Origin of the sequence: Streptomyces sp. NBC_01446, assembly GCF_026340095.1 — a bacterium.
Classification (GTDB): domain Bacteria; phylum Actinomycetota; class Actinomycetes; order Streptomycetales; family Streptomycetaceae; genus Streptomyces; species Streptomyces aureus.
In genome coordinates, this window is sequence record NZ_JAPEPO010000001.1 from 5,668,007 (window position 1) to 5,684,147 (window position 16,141).

The 16,141-nt window shown below is 71.6% G+C and carries 17 protein-coding genes and 2 riboswitches; of the genes, 6 read left to right on the forward strand and 11 right to left on the reverse strand.

Annotated features, from left to right (window positions below; all coding sequences use genetic code 11):
* Positions 1-19: 19 nt before the first annotated feature.
* From OG456_RS25355 to OG456_RS25375, 5 genes are all read right to left on the reverse strand, one after another.
* On the reverse strand, positions 20-661 hold the full coding sequence (locus tag OG456_RS25355) for an SCO2322 family protein (RefSeq protein WP_266569423.1): 642 nt from the start codon (positions 659-661) through the stop codon (positions 20-22).
* A 41-nt stretch (positions 662-702) separates the two neighbouring features.
* Complete coding sequence (locus OG456_RS25360) at positions 703-1,908, reverse strand: prenyltransferase/squalene oxidase repeat-containing protein (protein ID WP_266564747.1); 1,206 nt, start codon at positions 1,906-1,908, stop codon at positions 703-705.
* 137 nt (positions 1,909-2,045) lie between these two features.
* Positions 2,046-2,115: riboswitch (cobalamin riboswitch) on the reverse strand.
* Positions 2,116-2,250: 135 nt separating this feature from the next.
* Positions 2,251-3,447, reverse strand: a complete 1,197-nt coding sequence (locus tag OG456_RS25365; RefSeq protein WP_266564749.1) for a flotillin family protein — start codon at positions 3,445-3,447, stop codon at positions 2,251-2,253.
* Positions 3,448-3,459: 12 nt separating this feature from the next.
* The gene (locus OG456_RS25370; RefSeq protein ID WP_227294445.1) at positions 3,460-3,723 is read right to left on the reverse strand and encodes a hypothetical protein; all 264 of its coding nucleotides are present in this window, start codon (positions 3,721-3,723) and stop codon (positions 3,460-3,462) included.
* 155 nt (positions 3,724-3,878) lie between these two features.
* On the reverse strand, positions 3,879-4,919 hold the full coding sequence (locus OG456_RS25375; protein WP_266564753.1) for an MBL fold metallo-hydrolase: 1,041 nt from the start codon (positions 4,917-4,919) through the stop codon (positions 3,879-3,881).
* Positions 4,920-5,110: 191 nt separating this feature from the next.
* On the opposite strand from OG456_RS25375, the gene OG456_RS25380 reads away from it, so the two are divergent.
* Positions 5,111-6,592, forward strand: a complete 1,482-nt coding sequence (locus OG456_RS25380; protein ID WP_266564755.1) for an aldehyde dehydrogenase — start codon at positions 5,111-5,113, stop codon at positions 6,590-6,592.
* Positions 6,592-6,825, forward strand: coding sequence for a ferredoxin (locus OG456_RS25385; protein WP_266564757.1), 234 nt, complete (start codon positions 6,592-6,594; stop codon positions 6,823-6,825). The genes OG456_RS25380 and OG456_RS25385 overlap by 1 nt, the downstream gene beginning before the upstream one ends.
* 61 nt (positions 6,826-6,886) lie before the next feature.
* A riboswitch (TPP riboswitch) is annotated at positions 6,887-7,063 on the forward strand.
* Positions 7,064-7,130: 67 nt separating this feature from the next.
* On the opposite strand, the gene OG456_RS25390 is transcribed toward OG456_RS25385, so the two are convergent.
* A complete protein-coding gene (locus OG456_RS25390) occupies positions 7,131-7,751 on the reverse strand; it encodes a TetR family transcriptional regulator (protein ID WP_266564759.1) in 621 nt (206 codons plus the stop codon).
* Between the two features lie 235 nt (positions 7,752-7,986).
* Between OG456_RS25390 and OG456_RS25395 the strand changes: the two genes are divergently transcribed.
* The 3 genes from OG456_RS25395 to OG456_RS25405 are packed head-to-tail and all read left to right on the forward strand — an operon-like array spanning position 7,987 to position 11,188.
* Positions 7,987-9,381: a glycosyltransferase family 4 protein gene (locus tag OG456_RS25395; RefSeq protein WP_266564761.1), complete on the forward strand. Its 1,395-nt coding sequence runs from the start codon at positions 7,987-7,989 to the stop codon at positions 9,379-9,381.
* Entirely contained in the window at positions 9,375-10,106 is a 732-nt protein-coding gene (locus OG456_RS25400) for a class I SAM-dependent methyltransferase (RefSeq protein ID WP_266564762.1), read from the forward strand. Before OG456_RS25395 ends, OG456_RS25400 begins: the two co-directional genes overlap by 7 nt.
* Positions 10,103-11,188 carry a prenyltransferase gene (locus tag OG456_RS25405; protein ID WP_266564763.1) on the forward strand — a complete coding sequence of 362 codons (1,086 nt, stop codon included), beginning with the start codon at positions 10,103-10,105 and terminating at the stop codon, positions 11,186-11,188. The genes OG456_RS25400 and OG456_RS25405 overlap by 4 nt, the downstream gene beginning before the upstream one ends.
* Here the strand turns inward: OG456_RS25405 and OG456_RS25410 are convergent.
* The gene (locus tag OG456_RS25410) at positions 11,182-11,478 is read right to left on the reverse strand and encodes a hypothetical protein (protein WP_266564765.1); all 297 of its coding nucleotides are present in this window, start codon (positions 11,476-11,478) and stop codon (positions 11,182-11,184) included. The two genes, OG456_RS25405 and OG456_RS25410, sit on opposite strands and share 7 nt — an antisense overlap.
* A gap of 119 nt (positions 11,479-11,597) precedes the next feature.
* Between OG456_RS25410 and OG456_RS25415 the strand changes: the two genes are divergently transcribed.
* Positions 11,598-12,179, forward strand: a complete 582-nt coding sequence (locus OG456_RS25415; protein WP_266564767.1) for a hypothetical protein — start codon at positions 11,598-11,600, stop codon at positions 12,177-12,179.
* Positions 12,180-12,230: 51 nt separating this feature from the next.
* Here OG456_RS25415 and OG456_RS25420 read toward each other — a convergent pair whose 3' ends face one another.
* From OG456_RS25420 to OG456_RS25435, 4 genes are all read right to left on the reverse strand, one after another.
* Positions 12,231-13,241, reverse strand: a complete 1,011-nt coding sequence (locus OG456_RS25420; RefSeq protein WP_266564769.1) for an LLM class F420-dependent oxidoreductase — start codon at positions 13,239-13,241, stop codon at positions 12,231-12,233.
* A 112-nt stretch (positions 13,242-13,353) separates the two neighbouring features.
* The gene (locus OG456_RS25425; RefSeq protein WP_266564771.1) at positions 13,354-14,196 is read right to left on the reverse strand and encodes a DUF5336 domain-containing protein; all 843 of its coding nucleotides are present in this window, start codon (positions 14,194-14,196) and stop codon (positions 13,354-13,356) included.
* A gap of 148 nt (positions 14,197-14,344) precedes the next feature.
* Entirely contained in the window at positions 14,345-15,352 is a 1,008-nt protein-coding gene (locus OG456_RS25430) for an N-acetylmuramoyl-L-alanine amidase (protein WP_266564773.1), read from the reverse strand.
* Between the two features lie 24 nt (positions 15,353-15,376).
* On the reverse strand, positions 15,377-16,027 hold the full coding sequence (locus tag OG456_RS25435; RefSeq protein WP_266564775.1) for a class I SAM-dependent methyltransferase: 651 nt from the start codon (positions 16,025-16,027) through the stop codon (positions 15,377-15,379).
* Positions 16,028-16,141: the final 114 nt, after the last annotated feature.

A 16,141-nucleotide genomic window follows, 5' to 3' on the forward strand; every position in this document is an offset into this window, starting at 1 on the left:
GTCGTCGTGTCCGTGTCCGTCAGCCGCGCCGGCGGCGGGCCTGCCAGACCGCGGCCGCGCCGAGCACGACGACGGCGGTGCCGCCCGCGATCAGGCCGACGGAGGGGCCACCGTCGTCGGGGGCCGGCGCGCTGTCCTTCCCGGTGTCCTTGGACTCGGTGCCCTTGGACGCGCTGCCCTTCGAGGAAGACACCTGCTCGCCGCAGCCCGTCTTCGGGTAGCCGGCGATGGAGCACAGCAGCGCCTGGTTGTTGTAGCGCAGCGGCTTGGCGACGGCGGCGAGGGCCTCCGCGCTGGTCGCGTCGTCCGAGACGCGCGCGCACGCCGTACGCGGCTTCGGCGGCGCCTCACCGGACGGCGCGTCCTGCGCCGTGCCGAAGTCGATGACGAGCGCGACCCGCTTCTCGCCGCCCCGCGCCGGCGTAGCCGCGCAGATGGAGTCGAAGGACGCGGCCCCGCGCGGCTTCGCCGAGTCCTGCGAGTCCTCGCTCACGGAGAACCGGAACCCCTGTACGTCACCGTCCGACGGACGGGCCGTCGACGGGCCCTGCGAGGCGTACACCCACGCGGAGCCGTCGCGGTCCCAGAACGACCAGTAGCGATAGCCGGTGGCCTGCGCCTGGCCCGCCCCCGCAAGGAGCGCGCACAGCACGCCCAGCAGTCCGAGGACGGTGACGGCCGGACCGCGGCGCCGGCACGTGGTCACAGCTGCTGCTTCTTGCGGCCGCTGAACAGGAAGCCGATGCCGATGCCGGCGACGGCCGCGACGGCGACGACGTACCAGACGCTGATGCCGCCGTCGTCCTTCTTCTCGTCCTTCTTCTTGTCGGCCGCGGCCTTCGTGGAGGAGGGCGCGGGACCGGTCGCGTTCAGGGCCTTCACGAGGTCGGTGCCGCCGAAGTCACGGGGGTCGGCGCCGGCCGCGTGCGAGGCGAGGACGAGCTGGGCGTAGGCGGCGGGACCGCTCTGCGCGGCCCACTGCGTGGCGTTCTTCTCCAGCCAGCTCAGCGCGGGGGCGGCCTGGTCGCCGTGGCCCGCGGCCGAGAGCGCGGTGACCGCGTCGGCCGTGTTGCCGTAGTCCGGCTGGTCCTTGGCGCCCGGCATCGACGACATGAGGTGGTGGTCCTTGGCCAGCGCCTCGGTCAGGTAGGCGGAGCCGTTCTGCGCGGCCTGCGCCGCGTCGGGGGTGCCCGAGCCCTCGCAGGACGGGGTCCCGGCCTGCTTCGCGCCGTCTGCGGCGAGGCCCTTGCCGAGGCCGCCGAGCACACCGGCCGCCGTCGCGTCCGCATTGGCCGCGAGCTTCCCCTTCTTGTCCGGCTGGTACGCGAACGCGCCCCCGCCGTCCTTGCCGCACGGGATGGACAGCTTGACGAGCGCGGTCTGCGCCGACGTCACCTTCTCGCCGGCCGCGGCGAGCGCGCCGATCACCACGGACGTGGAGTTCGCGTCACTCGCGCCGCCCGGGTTGTAGCCCCAGCCGCCGTCGTCGCCCCGCACCGACTCCAGCCACTTCACGGCCTTGCCGACCTCGGCGTCGTGCCCGCCGAGCGCGGCGAGCGCCTGCACCGCGGCGCCCGTGCTGTTGGAGTCGAGAGGCGTCTTGGCGTCGCACGCCTTGCCCGTGTCGGCGCGGAACGCGGCGAACCCGCCGTTCGCGCACTGCTGCCCGGTCAGCCAGTCCACGGCCTTCGCCGCGGGCTTCACACCGGTCGTGTGCTGGGCGAGCAGCGAGAGCGACTGCCGCCAGACACCGTCGTACGTCGGGTCGGCCTTCCCGTAGAGCCCGGAGGGGATCGCCACCGAAGGGGACGCGGAGGGCGCGGAGCCGTCCGCGAGGGCGGCCGGGGCGGTGGCCATGCCGATGACGGCGGTGGCCGCCACGAGCGCGGCGCTGCGGCGAATGTTCATGGTGGGGCGGGTGCCTCTCCCTGCGGGGAGCCGGGCGGCACGGCACACGCGGGCACCGGGCGGCTCCGGCTCCGTATGCCTCGACGGTGCCGGCCACCGGCGGGGGCCGATGACACGAGCCGGTCACGCGCCGCACGGGGCAGTCCGGCTCACCACCTACGTGGTTCACGGTTGCGGGGTCAGCGCCGGATTCGCACCGGCTTCCCCCCGTGCGCGCATGATGACGACCCGCCCACTGTACCGGCCCGTAGGTGGCGTCCCCCGGGGCGCCCGAAGGGCCGGGGCGGACCGAAGCCTGCCCCGGCCCTCCGGGACGAGTGCGCCTGCCGGCGGCGACAGGGCTCAGCGGATGTCGACCGGCCCGTCGTCGCCGCCGTCGCGGCCGTCCACCGGGCTCGACGCCGCCCCCAGGTACCGCTGGATCTCCCTCTCGCCACCGCTCTTCTTGGCGTCGCCGTCCGGTGTGCCCAGGTTGCGGCGGACCGAGTCCAGGATGGTCAGACCCTGGCCGACGAGTCCGGCCGCGATCTCACCGAGGCCGTCCGCGCCGTTGAGCACGTTCACGTTGGCGCCCTTGAGGCCGCCGGCCGCCTCCTTCACGATCTGCGGCAGCTGGTCGATCAGCATCCGGTCGAGCGCGACCCGGTCGTACGAGGCCGCCGCGGCGGCCTGGATCTTCATCCGCTCGGCCTCGGCGATGGCCATCACGCGGATCCGCTCGGCGTCCGCCTCCGCGGGCTTCACGACCTCGGCCACCAGCTGCTGCTGGCGCAGTTCGGCGGCCCGCTCGGCCAGTTCGGTGCGCGCCGCGAGGACCTCCTGCTCGGCGTGCGCCTGGGCCAGCGGCCCCGCCTGGGCGGCCGCCGCCTGCGCGCGGTCCACCTCGGCCTTGTACTCGGCCTGGACGACGGCGGTCTGCCGCGCGTACTCGGCCTGGTTGCGCTGGGCCTCCTGCTGCGCCTGGGTCGAGGCCTGGGTGGCCTGTGCCTGCGCGATCTGGGCCTGCCGCTGGATGGCCGCCTTGTGCGGGGCGGACATCGCGTCGATGTAGCCGGTGTTGCCGTCGTCGATGGACTGGATCTGGAGCGAGTCCACGATCAGCCCGATCTTCGCCATCTCGGCCTTCGAGGTGTCGAGCACCTCGGCGGCGAGCTTCTGCCGCTCCGTGACGATCTCCTCGACCGTCATCGAGCCGATGATGGAGCGCAGGTGACCGGCGAAGATCCGGCCGGTCAGGACCGACATCTGATCCTGGTCGGACAGGAACCGCTGGCCGGCGTTGACGATGGACTCCGTGTCGTTGCCGACCTTGAACGCGATGACGGCGCGCACGGTCAGGGCGATGCCCTGCCGGGTCACGCACTTCTCGACGACCTCGGCCTCGGACATGGCCAAGGACAGGAAGCGGGTCTTGCGGAAGATGGGCAGGACGAATTTTCCGTGGCCCGTCACGACCCGGAACGGCGCTCCCCCAAGTCCCCGCCTGCCACCCGAGATCAGCATCGCCTCATCGGGAGCGGGAACGCGATATCCGAACATCCTTCAGTCTCCTTAGCGGGCGTCCCCCGTGTCGCCGGAGCCGTCGGCCCATTCGTCGAGCGACGGATCGCTCCAGGCCATGACGACGACCTGGCGGGTGCCGCGGGATTCGATCACCAGGACCGTCGCCCCGCGCTCCAGGGGTTCGTCGGACCACGCGAGGAACGTCTCGCTGCCGCCCCGCACCCGCACCAGTACCTCGCCCGGGCCCTCGGCTCCGCGCGTGGCGATGACCAGCTTCCCCGTACAGCCGACCACGGCCTCGTCCGGCGCCATCGGTGGCCGCCCCCTCGTCGGTCCAGTTCTGAGATGCCAGACATTACGCCTGTTGCCACCCGCGGACCATGCGGCGGAAGGCCCGCCGGGCAGGCTGTTTCGCACACCCGGTAAAGATCGCGCAACGCCGGTAAAGTTCAGGTCAAGTGCGTAGGTCAGACCGGCGCATAAGTTACCGGGTCGCTCCCGGCGACGGCCTCCGCGCGGCCCAGTTTCACCAGCCGGCGCAGGTGCGCCTCGGCCTCCGAGACCGCGATGGTGCGCGAGCCGTAGGGGATCTGTTCCCAGGGCCGGTTCCACTCCATCCGCTCGGCGAGCTGCCAGGGGGTGAGCGGGGCGGGGGCGAGCAGGGTGAGCAGGCCGGTGAGGCGCTCCTCGTGGTGGTCGAGCAGCTCCCGTACGCGGGCGGGGGCGTCGGTGAATGTGTGCTGGTGGGCCGGGAGCACCTCGGCGGGGGCCAGGCGGCCGACGCGCTCCAGCGAGTCCAGGTAGTCGCCGAGCGGATCCGTGACCGTGGCGTCGTCCGGGTCCTCGTAGAGGCCGATGTGCGGGGTGATCCCGGGGAGCAGGTGGTCGCCGGAGAAGAGGCGGCCGTTGCCCGCGAGTCCGGCGGGGTGGTCCTCCTCCAGGTGCAGGCAGACATGGCCCGGGGTGTGGCCGGGCGTCCAGATCGCGCGCAGGCGGCGGCCCGGCAGGTCGAGCAGGTCGCCGGGGGTGATGGTGCGGTCGGGGAGCGCGGGGGCGAGGCCCGGGAGGCTGCGGGCCCTGCCCGAGTCGCGGGCGGCGATCAGCGGCGCCATGTGCTCCTCGGGGGCGCCGGCCGCGGCGAGCTTGGCGGCCATGAACGCGTACCAGCGCTCCGGCGGGTTCTCGCGGGTGCGGCGCACGACGGAGACGTCCGCCTCGTGCATGGCGATCCAGGCGCCGGACGCCTCGCGCACCTTGGCCGACAGACCGTGATGGTCGGGGTGGTGATGGGTGATCAGGACTCCCGTCACCTCGCCGACGCTCGTGCCGCAGGCGGCGAGGCCCTCGGTGAGCGCGTCCCACGACTCGGGGTCGTCCCAGCCCGTGTCGATGAGGACGGGCCCGCCGTCGGTGTCGAGGAGGTGGACGAGGGTGAAGCCGAGCGGGTTGTCGGGGATGGGCACCCGAAGGGACCGGACGCCTCCACCGTGGTCGGTCACCTGCGTCATCGGGCCCCACCTCTCGTACGACGACCTCGAACTCCCGCCACTGTAATAGAACTTGTTCCAATGGTCGCCCGGGTCGACTTGTTGGGTGACGGTCGCCGTGCCGATCCGTGGACTCCTGGAACTGGAACTGGTATCAGTTTCCGTAGGTTCTGATGCAGTGTCAGAAAACTTCCCGCGAGAGGCGGTCGGTCATGGCCGGGCATGAGGAACGGCTTGAGCACGAGTTCGTGGAGCACGGACAGCTCTACATCGGCGGGGAGTTGACGCAGCCGTCCGGCACGGATGTCATCGAGGTGATCTCCCCGCACACCGGCGAGGTCTTCGGGCGCGTGCCGCACGCCGCGCCCGCCGATGTCGACCGCGCGGTCGCCGCCGCCCGCAGGGCGTTCGACGAGGGCCCCTGGCCGCGGCTCCCGCTCGACGAGCGGATCGCGGTCGTCACCCGGATCAAGGACGCGATCGCCGTACGGCACGAGGAGATCGCCCGCCTCATCTCCTCGGAGAACGGCTCCCCGTACTCATGGAGCGTCCTCGCGCAGGCCCTCGGGGCGATGATGGTGTGGGACTCCGCGATCACCGTCGCGAAGAACTTCCGTTACGAGGAGACGCGCGACGGCGCGCTCGGGAAGATCCTGGTGCGGCGCGAGCCGGTCGGCGTCGTGGCGGCCGTGGTCCCTTGGAACGTCCCGCAGTTCGTGGCCGCGGCCAAGCTGGCGCCCGCGCTGCTCGCCGGCTGCACCGTCGTCCTCAAGCCGTCGCCGGAATCGCCGCTCGACGCGTATCTGCTCGGCGAGATCGCGAAGGAGGCGGGGCTGCCGGACGGGGTCCTCTCCATCCTTCCCGCGGACCGCGAGGTCAGCGAGTACCTCGTCGGGCACCCCGGCGTCGACAAGGTCTCCTTCACCGGATCCGTGGCCGCGGGCCGGCGCGTCATGGAGGTCGCCTCGCGCAACCTCACCCACGTCACCCTCGAACTCGGCGGCAAGTCCGCGGCCGTCGTCCTGCCGGACACGGACCTCGCGACGACCGTCCCCGGCCTCGTCCAGTCCGCCTGGATGAACAACGGCCAGGCCTGCGTCGCCCAGACCCGCATCCTCCTGCCCCGCTCGCGCTACGACGAGTTCGCCGGAGCCCTCACGGAGGCGGCGGCCGCGCTCGTCGTCGGTGACCCGCTCGACCCGGCGACCCAGGTCGGCCCGCTGGTCGCCGAGCGCCAGCAGCGCCGCTCCCTCGACTACATCCGCATCGGCCAGGAGGAAGGCGCCAAGATCCTCACCGGCGGCGGCCGTCCCCCCGGGCTCGACCGCGGCTGGTACGTGGAGCCGACCCTCTTCGGTGACGTCGACAACTCGATGCGCATCGCCCGCGAGGAGATCTTCGGCCCGGTCATCTGCCTCCTCCCGTACGGCGACGAGGCCGAGGCGCTGAAGATCGCCAACGACTCCGACTACGGGCTCAGCGGCAGCGTGTGGACGGCCGACGTCGCGCACGGCATCGACGTCGCGCGGCAGGTGCGCACCGGCACGTACAGCGTGAACACCTTCAGTCTCGACATGCTCGGCCCGTTCGGCGGTTACAAGAACTCCGGTCTCGGCAGGGAGTTCGGGCCCGAGGGGTACAGCGCCTACCTGGAGCACAAGATGATCCACCTGCCGGCCGGCTGGGAGGCGTGATGGGGGACCGCTGGCACGTGGAGGTCGACCGGGGTGTCTGTATCGGCTCGGCCCAGTGCATCCACCACGCTCCGGACGCCTTCCGTCTCGACTCCGGCATGCAGTCCCGGCCCCTCGAGGCGGAGGCCGACGCCAACGAGAAGATCCTGGCGGCGGCGGAGGGCTGCCCCGTGGAAGCCGTCATGATCACGCTGCTGGGCAGCGGGGAGCCGGTTTTCCCGCCAGAAGACTGAAGAAAAATCCCCTTTGGTGGGTTGCATCACGACACAGGCGGTCTATCCTGGTATTGGCCTATGAGGCGAGTGAGGGAGTCCGACCGGAGTAGCCGACTGTGGCGTGATGCAAACGGCATCCGCCGTGGCCGACGTCGACGGTAGGGCTGAGAGGCCGGAAGGCAGTAGCAGAGCCGGAAGGCGACCCCTAACACCTGATCCGGACCATGCCGGCGCAGGGAACCCGTCTCGTAGGTCTTTCGCGTGCTCTCTTCTGTGCCCCGGTGCCGCTCGCGCCCCGGGGCACAGATACTCCGCGCTGCCGGCTACTTCTGGCCGTCCGGCGTCGTGAGGTCGATCAGCCGGCACACCGTCTCGATGTCTATCTTCACCTGTGCGATCGACGCGCGCCCCGACAGCCAGGTGATGAGCGCCGAGTGCCAGGTGTGCTCGATGACGCGGACCGCGGAGAGTTGCTGCGGGGTCGGGTCGTCCAGCTCCATCGCGTCCAGGATGATCGCCGTCGTCTGCCGCGAGACCTGGTCGACCTCGGGGCTCACGCTCCGGTCGGCGAAGGTGAGGGCGCGCACCATCGCGTCGGCGAGGTGCGGCTCGCGCTGGAGTGCGCGGAAGGCCCGCATCAGGGTCTCCGCGACCCGCTCCGAGGGCAGGTCGGACGAGGGCGGGCGCTTGCGGACCGTCGCGTGCATGTGCTGGAGCTGGTCCTGCATCGTGGCCACGAGGAGATGCACCTTGGACGGGAAGTACCGGTACAGCGTGCCGAGAGCGACCTGCGAGGACTCGGCGACCTCGCGCATCTGCACGGCGTCGAAGCCGCCCCGGCTGGCCAGCTGGGCGCTCGCGTGCAGGATGCGGCGGCGGCGCGCCTCCTGGCGCTCGGTGAGGGGCGGCGACGCCGGATGTGCTGTCTTCGCTTCCGCTGTCATGTGTCCCGTTCCGTGGCTGTCAAGCCGTAATCCGGTGCTTTCGAGAGGCTCATCATGGCAGGGGAGCCGGGGCGCGTCGTGGCGCGAATCACCTGATCCGAGCGTTGCAGCGAGGCTACCTGCCGGTAGATTCTGTGCTCCTTGAAGGATCAAGGGGCCGGCAACTCTGAAACTTGTTCTAGATTACCGCCCACGCGTAGTCTCGCGTGAACGTGCCGCGAGAAGGGGGCCACGAGTGACCGCTGAGGCCATGGAGGCGAGCCCCCGGGCCGGGTCCTCCGCCGACGGTGACCGTCCGTTGCGTATCGCTCTCCTTACGTACAAGGGGAACCCGTTCTGCGGCGGACAGGGCGTCTACGTACGCCATCTGTCCCGCGAACTCGCCCGGCTCGGGCACCAGGTCGAGGTCATAGGCTCCCAGCCCTACCCCGTCCTCGACGAGGGCGAGGACCTGAAGGGGCTCAGGCTCACCGAGCTGCCCAGCCTCGACCTGTACCGCAGCCCCGACCCGTTCCGCACCCCCAAGCGCGACGAGTACCGCGACTGGGTGGACGCGCTGGAGGTCGGCACCATGTGGACCGGCGGCTTCCCCGAACCCCTCACGTTCTCGCTGCGCGCCCGGCGCCATCTGCGGGCGCGGCGCGGCGAGTTCGACATCGTGCACGACAACCAGACGCTGGGCTACGGCCTGTTGGGCGGGCCCGCCGCGCTCGGCGCCCCCCTCGTCACCACGATCCACCACCCCATCACCGTCGACCGGCAGCTGGAGATCGACGCGGCGCCCGACTGGAAGCGGCGCGCCTCCGTACGCCGCTGGTACGCGTTCACGCGGATGCAGAAGCGCGTCGCCCGCCGCCTGCCGTCCGTGCTCACCGTCTCCGGGACCTCGCGCCAGGAGATCGTCGACCACCTCGGCGTACGCCAGGACCGGATCCGCGTCGTGCACATCGGTGCCGACACCGACCTCTTCTCGCCGGACCCCTCGGTCGCCGAGGTGCCCGGCCGCATCGTGACGACGTCCAGCGCCGACGTCCCCCTCAAGGGGCTCGTCTTCCTCGTCGAGGCCCTCGCCAAGGTCCGCACCGAGAACCCGGCCGCCCACCTCGTCGTCGTCGGCAAGCGCGCCGAGGACGGGCCCGTCGCCGCGGCCATCGAGAAATACGGCCTCGAAGGCGCCGTCTCCTTCGTCAAGGGCATCACCGACGCCGAACTCGTCGACCTCGTGCGGTCGGCGGAGGTCGCCTGCGTGCCCTCCCTGTACGAGGGCTTCTCGCTGCCCGCCGCGGAGGCCATGGCCACCGGCACACCCCTGGTCGCCACCACCGGCGGAGCGATCCCCGAGGTCGCCGGGCCCGACGGCGAGACCTGCCTCGCGGTGCCCACCGGCGACGCGGGCGCGCTGGCCGCCGCGCTCGGCAGACTCCTGGACGACCCGCGGCTGCGGGCGCGGCTCGGCGCCGCCGGACGCCAACGCGTACTGAGGAACTTCACCTGGGCCCGCGCCGCGCTCGGCACCGCCGAGCTCTACCGCGAGTCCATCGCCCGCCCGGCGGCCCGGACCACCGGCGCCGCGGCCACCACCCCCCTCGAACGTGCAGGATCCGACCGCGAAAGCAGGGCCACGTGCTGACCGTCGACTTCACCCGCTTCCCGCTCGCCGCAGGCGACCGCGTCCTCGACCTCGGCTGCGGAGCCGGGCGGCACGCGTTCGAGTGCTACCGGCGCGGGGCCCAGGTGGTGGCCCTCGACCAGAACGGCGAGGAGATCCGCGAGGTCGCCAAGTGGTTCGCCGCGATGAAGGAGGCCGGTGAAGCCCCCGCGGGCGCCACGGCCACCGCCATGGAGGGCGACGCCCTCAACCTCCCCTTTCCGGACGCCTCGTTCGACGTCGTGATCATCTCCGAGGTGATGGAGCACATCCCCGACGACAAGGGCGTGCTCGCCGAGATGGTCCGCGTCCTCAAGCCGGGCGGCCGTATCGCCGTGACCGTGCCCCGCTACGGCCCCGAGAAGGTCTGCTGGACCCTCAGCGACGCCTACCACGAGGTCGAGGGCGGCCACATCCGCATCTACAAGGCGGACGAACTCCTCGCCAAGATGCGCGAGGCGGGCCTCAAGCCGTACGGCACCCATCACGCGCACGCCCTGCACTCGCCGTACTGGTGGCTCAAGTGCGCCTTCGGCGTCGACAACGACAAGGCGCTGCCCGTGCGGGCGTACCACAAGCTCCTGGTCTGGGACATCATGAAGAAGCCGGCGCTCACCCGCGTCACCGAGCAGCTGCTCAACCCGGTCGTCGGCAAGAGCTTCGTCGCCTACGCCACCAAGCCGCACCTGCCCAAGGCCGAGGCGTGACGAGCCCGGAGAAGACCGAACACCTCGTCCTGCCCGGCGTACTGACCGCCGAGCAGGCCGCTGCGACCGTCCGCGGGCTCCTCGCCGTGCAGCGCGAGGACGGCGCCATACCCTGGTTCCGTGGCCACCACCTCGACCCGTGGGACCACACCGAGGCCGCCATGGCCCTCGACGCGGCCGGCGAGCACGACGCCGCCGAACGCGCCTACTCCTGGCTCGCCCGCCATCAGAACGAGGACGGCTCCTGGTACGCGGCCTACGCCGACGGGGACGCCGGTGACATCACCGACCACGGCCGCGAGACCAACTTCGTCGCCTACGTCGCCGTGGGCGCCTGGCACCACTACCTCTCCACCGGCGACGACGCCTTCCTCGACCGGATATGGCCCACCGTGTACGCGGCCATGGAGTTCGTGCTGCGGCTCCAGCAGCCGGGCGGGCAGATCGGCTGGAAGCGCGAGCCGGACGGGACACCCGTCGACGAGGCGCTCCTGACCGGCAGTTCGTCCGTGCACCACGCGCTGCGGTGCGCCCTCGCGATCGCCGAACAGCGCGAAGAGCCCCAGCCCGACTGGGAGTTGGCGGCCGGCAGCCTGCGGCACGCGATCCGCCGCCACCCCGAGCGGTTCCTCGACAAGGACCGCTACTCGATGGACTGGTACTACCCCGTCCTCGGCGGCGCCCTCACCGGCTCAGAGGCCCAGGAGCGCATCCAGGCGTCCTGGGACCGCTTCGTCGTCCCCGGACTCGGCGTGCGCTGCGTCGTCCCCAACCCGTGGGTCACCGGGGGCGAGAGCGCCGAACTCGCCCTCGCCCTGTGGGCGGTGGGCGAGTCCGACCGCGCTCTGGAGATCCTCCAGTCGATCCAGCACCTGCGCGACCCGGAGTCGGGCCTGTACTGGACCGGCTACGTCTTCGACGACCGGGCTGTCTGGCCGAGGGAACTGACCGCGTGGACGGCCGGCTCCGTGCTGCTCGCCGTCGCCGCGCTCGGCGGCGACGAGGCCACCTGCTCGGTGTTCGGCGGCCGCCTCCCGGCGGGCTTCGAACCGGACTGCTGCGAGGAGAGCCCCGCTCAGTAGCGGCGCAGCCGGCCGGCGACGAAGTGCCCGACGAACAGGTACACCAGCGCCGCCAGGCCGTAGCCGGCGACCACCCGCGCCCATTCGTCGTCGAACGTGAACAGGTCGTGCGACCAGCCGGCGAGCCAGAGGGCCGCGTCGTGGATGAACTGCACGAGATCGTTGCCACGGTTGGCTTCCAGCAGGTACATCAGGATCCACAGGCCGAGAATGGCGGCCAGGATGTCTGCGACGACCATGACGATCGTCGCGGCTTGGTTGGTGCCTCGCGTTGCTTGGCTGGGAGACATGAAGCACTGGTTACCGCTCCGCAGCGGGTGAAACCCGTACGGGCTCGCCCGGGTCGCGCAGTGCTAGGGGCCGGGGGACGCTGCCAGGGAGCGGAAGCACCGTGCCCTGGAGGTTTGTCGTGACCGGTTCCACCCTGTCCGTACGCCGCGCTGTCGTGGCGCTCACCGTCAGCTCCGCGCTCCTCGTGGGCGGGACGGCGTGCGGCGGCAACGACACCAAGGCCAAGAAGTCGGGCAGCACCGTGGCCGCGGCGGTGGCGGAGCCGACCGCCACCACCTCCGCCGAGAAGCAGAAGTTCGCCAAGACGCGCTTTGTCGCCAACGCGGGGCTCGCGGCCGGCGCGACCTACCAGTGGATCATCAAGCCGTATCGCAAGGGCAAGTTCAAGAAGGGCGCCAGTGGGCGCAAGGTCGCCCTCGTCAAGGCCGGTGTCGCGGGCGCGTTCGCGTACAACAGGCTGAAGGCGGCCGTGAAGAACGCGAAGGGCGACCCGCTGCTCTCCAAGGCCGTCGCGCCGCTCACGGCGGGCATCGACAAGCTGAAGGACCTGCCGTCCAAGCTGCGCAAGGGCGACGGCACGGACTCCGTCGTCAACTCCTTCGACGACGTCATCAACTCGGTGAAGGACGCGGGCAAGAGCGCGGGTGCCGAGGTGAAGGACAAGGTGCCTTCGGCCAAGGAACTGGCCTCGGGGTCGTAGTTCCTGTCTTTGGGACTGTCTTTGAACGCCCCGCCAACTGGGCCTTTGGCGCTAGGAGTTGAGGTCGGCCAGGACCCGCAGTGTGTGCGGGTCCGGGGCCAGGACGAGCAGATCGGTGACCGCGCCCTTGCGCCACAGCTCCAGCCGTTCGGCGATGCGCCCGCGCGGGCCGATCAGCGAGATCTCGTCGGCGAACGCGTCGGGCACGGCCAGCACGGCCTCCTCGCGCCGTCCCGCGAGGAAGAGTTCCTGGACCCGGCGGGCCTCGTCCGCGTACCCCATGCGCGCCATCAGGTCCGCGTGGAAGTTGCGCTTCGCGTGGCCCATGCCGCCGATGTAGAAGCCCAGCATCGCCTTCACCGGCAGCAGCCCTTCCGCGACGTCGTCGCAGACCGTGACGCGGGCCATGGGCGCGATCACGAAGTCCTCGGGGAGGTCGGCGAGGGAGGCCTCGTACGCGTCCGTGCGCGTCGGCGACCAGTACAGCGGGAGCCAGCCGTCCGCGATGCGGGTCGTCTGCGTGATGTTCTTCGGGCCCTCGGCGCCGAGCAGGATCGGCAGGTCGGCGCGCAGGGGATGCGTGATCGGCTTCAGCGGCTTGCCGAGGCCGGTGGCGTCCTCGCCGCGATACGGGTGCGCGTGGAAGCGGCCGTCCGTCTCGACCGGGCCCTCGCGCCGCAGGACCTGCCGCACCACGTCGACGTACTCGCGGGTCGCCGTGAGCGGCGACCTCGGGAACGGGCGCCCGTACCAGCCCTCCACGACCTGCGGCCCCGACAGGCCGAGCCCCAGCATCATGCGGCCGCCGGACAGATGGTCGAGGGTGAGCGCGTGCATCGCCGTCGTCGTGGGGGAGCGGGCCGCCATCTGCGCGATCGCCGTACCCAGGCGGATGCGCGAGGTGTGCGCCGCGATCCAGGTCAGCGGCGTGAACGCGTCGCTGCCCCAGGACTCGGCGGTCCACACCGAGTCGTACCCCAACCGCTCGGCCTCCTGGGCGAGTTCGAGGTGGCGCGGATCGGGGCCGCGGCCCCAGTAGCCGAGCGCGAGTCCGAGTCGCATGGCCGCTCCCATTTCTGACGCAGTGTCAGTCAGTGGTACGGGGGCGACTGTACGACAACGGCCCCCCACCCGGAAGACGGGTGAGGGGCCGTGACGGAAAGGCCGGGCGACGTCAGCCGCGCTGGATTCCCGTCGTGTCCTGGAGGACGCCGCGACGGCCGTCCTGCGTCTGGGCCACCAGGCCGGGGCCGCGCTGCTCGACGGCCAGGTACCACGTGCCGGGCGCCAGCTCGGCGATCGGCGTCGGGGAGCCGTCCTCGGCGTACAGCGGACGCGGCACCGGCACCGCGAACCAGAACGGCGAGAAGTCGCCGACCGGGGCCTGCGCGGCCTGCGGCGCGGGCGCCGCCTGCTGCGGCTGGGCGGCGGCACCATAGGGCTGACCGGGCTGACCCGGCTGGGCGCCGTAGGGCTGGCCCGGCTGCTGAGCACCCGGGTAGCCGTAGCCACCGGCAGGCTGCGCGCCGTACGGCTGCGGGGCCTGCGGCCGCGGGGCGCCGATGAGGGCACCCTTCAGGGCGGGCACGAGCGGCGTGGCGACAGCGGCACCCGCGAGCACGAGAGCGGCGATCAGGCCGAGGATGGCGCCGGTGCCGGCGCTGAATCCGTTGTCCGACCCGGTGCCGGAGTTGTTGAAGCCACCGGCCGGGTCGAAGATGTTCCCGAGCGCGCTCCACGCCGAGAAGACGGCGAGCGCGATGCCGAACTGGCCGAGGTCGAGACCGGCGACCTTCGGCACGGTGGGCAGCCCCCGGGCGACGACGATCAGCACCGCGGCGAAGATGCCCGCGAGGAAGACGCTGAACAGGAGCGGTGCGCTCCCCCACGCGTTCGGGAAGTCTGCGCTGCTGGAGATCCCGTCGATCGAATAGATGTCGAGGAACGAGGCGATGAACAGCAACACCGCTGCTCCGATCACCACGCCGTCGCCTCGAGTGAGGGAGCGGATATTCACTTCAGGTCGGTCCTTCGTCAGTCGTCCGGTCGTCGGCGGAGGCGTCGCTGTCGCTGCTGTGCCGTGCGAAGCGCGGGGGTGGCCCCATCGTAGGGAGACACTATCGTCCGCGTGGTGGGGGTGTCTGCCGCGATCCGCAGGGTGAGAACTACCCGTGCAGGAAACTCACGATTCCGTCAGACATCCCCTGCGCCGCCTTCTGCCGCCACGCGCCGCTCGTCAGCAGGGCCGCGTCCTTCGCGTCGCGCATGTTGCCGCACTCGATGAACACCTTCGGCTGGGTGGAGAGGTTGAGGCCTCCCAGGTCCTTGCGCACGTCGAGGCCGGTGCCGCCGCCGATGTAGTTCGAGGGGGCCGAGCCCGTGGCGCGCAGGAAGTTGCCCGCGACGCGTTCGCCGAGGTCGCGCGAGGGGCCCGCGATCGCCGTGGTGTCGGCGGAACCGGAGTTCACGGATGCGGGAAGGATCACATGGAAGCCGCGGTTGCCCGCCGCGGAGCCGTCGGCGTGCACGGAGATCACCGCGTCCGCGTGCGCCTTGTTGCCGATCCGGGCGCGCTCGTCCACGCACGGACCCCAGGAGCGGTCGCCGTTCTGGGTCAACTCGACGGTGGCGCCCTGTTGTTGGAGCAGGGTGCGCAGCCGGCGCGAGACGTCGAGGGTGAACTGGGCCTCGGTGTAACCGGCGTTGGTCGACGTGCCCGTCGTATCGCATTCCTTGCGGTTCGTTCCGATGTCGACGAGCCGGTTGATCTCCGCGGCGTGCTGGAAGTTGCCCGGATTGTGACCCGGGTCGATGACGACGACCTTGCCCTTGAGGGGGCCGGACCCGGCGGACTTCGAGGAGGAGGCGGGCGGCTTCGACTTCGACGGGGCGGCGCTCGGCGACGCGTCGCCCTTCTTGCCGTCGTCGGACTTCGAGGGGGAGGGGGACGTCGTGTCCGCCCCCGCCGTCGACGACTGGCTCGCGGCGGGCAGCGTCTTCGCGGGCTCGTTCTCGCCCGGGCCGCCCACCACCTGCCAGATCAGCCACCCGGCGAGAGCCGTGGGCACGAGCGCGGCGAGCGCCACGGTCAGCGGACCGCCGCTGAACCGGCGCGGCCGCCGGGGGCCGTCGCCGTCGAAGAAACCGTCGCTGTCCGGACCTACGTATGACACATGGGTGAGCCTAACGGTCCTTCTTCAGATCCCGGTGCCCGTTCGGCGCAGGACGCGCAGGGATTCCGTCGCCGAGACCTCGGTGAACGCGCCGGATTCCAGGGCCCTGAGGTAGACGCGGTACGGGGCCTGGCCCGTCCACTCGTCGATCTTGACCGGGAACACGTCGTGGATGAGGAGGAGGCCGCCCTCCGCGAGGTGCGGGGCCCAGCCCTCGTAGTCGGCGGTGGCGTGCTCGTCGGTGTGGCCGCCGTCGATGAAGACGAGGCCGAGCGGGCCGCCCCAGACGGCGGCGACCTGCGGGGAGCGGCCCACCAGGGCGATGACGTGGTCCTCCAGGCCGGCCGCGTGCAGCGTGCGCCGGAACGTGGGGAGGGTGTCCATGCGGCCGACGACCGGGTCGACGGTCTCCGGGTCGTGGTAGTCCCAGCCCGGCTGCTGCTCCTCGCTGCCGCGGTGGTGGTCCACGGTGAGCGCGCTCACCCCGGCCTGGCGGGCCGCGTCGGCGAGCAGGATCGTGGAGCGCCCGCAGTACGTGCCGACCTCCAGGAGCGGGAGCCCGAGCGCGGCGGCCTCGGCGGCGGCCGCGTAGAGCGCCAGCCCTTCACCGAGAGGCATGAACCCCTTGGCGGCCTCGAAGGCGGCGAGGATCTCCGGCTTGGGCGCCGCGCTCATGGGTTCCCCTGTCCTAGGCATGTGTACAAGGCCGCCCATGCTGCCGTACGCCCCCGTCGCTGGGTGCGGCGGGGGCGTACGGGGGGTGAGCCCGGGTCAGGGGCGATCGGGGGA

What these genes read in the sequence shown, in the direction of transcription:
- OG456_RS25375 (WP_266564753.1), bottom strand. Translation starts at nt 4,919, where the DNA reads ATGACGCAGGTGACCGACCACGGTGGAGGCGTCCGGTCCCTTCGGGTG.
- OG456_RS25380 (WP_266564755.1), top strand. Translation starts at nt 5,111, where the DNA reads ATGGCCGGGCATGAGGAACGGCTTGAGCACGAGTTCGTGGAGCACGGA.
- OG456_RS25435 (WP_266564775.1), bottom strand. Translation starts at nt 16,027, where the DNA reads ATGAGCGCGGCGCCCAAGCCGGAGATCCTCGCCGCCTTCGAGGCCGCC.
- OG456_RS25370 (WP_227294445.1), bottom strand. Translation starts at nt 3,723, where the DNA reads ATGGCGCCGGACGAGGCCGTGGTCGGCTGTACGGGGAAGCTGGTCATC.
- OG456_RS25390 (WP_266564759.1), bottom strand. Translation starts at nt 7,751, where the DNA reads ATGACAGCGGAAGCGAAGACAGCACATCCGGCGTCGCCGCCCCTCACC.
- OG456_RS25410 (WP_266564765.1), bottom strand. Translation starts at nt 11,478, where the DNA reads ATGTCTCCCAGCCAAGCAACGCGAGGCACCAACCAAGCCGCGACGATC.
- OG456_RS25365 (WP_266564749.1), bottom strand. Translation starts at nt 3,447, where the DNA reads ATGTTCGGATATCGCGTTCCCGCTCCCGATGAGGCGATGCTGATCTCG.
- OG456_RS25360 (WP_266564747.1), bottom strand. Translation starts at nt 1,908, where the DNA reads ATGAACATTCGCCGCAGCGCCGCGCTCGTGGCGGCCACCGCCGTCATC.
- OG456_RS25420 (WP_266564769.1), bottom strand. Translation starts at nt 13,241, where the DNA reads ATGCGACTCGGACTCGCGCTCGGCTACTGGGGCCGCGGCCCCGATCCG.
- OG456_RS25385 (WP_266564757.1), top strand. Translation starts at nt 6,592, where the DNA reads ATGGGGGACCGCTGGCACGTGGAGGTCGACCGGGGTGTCTGTATCGGC.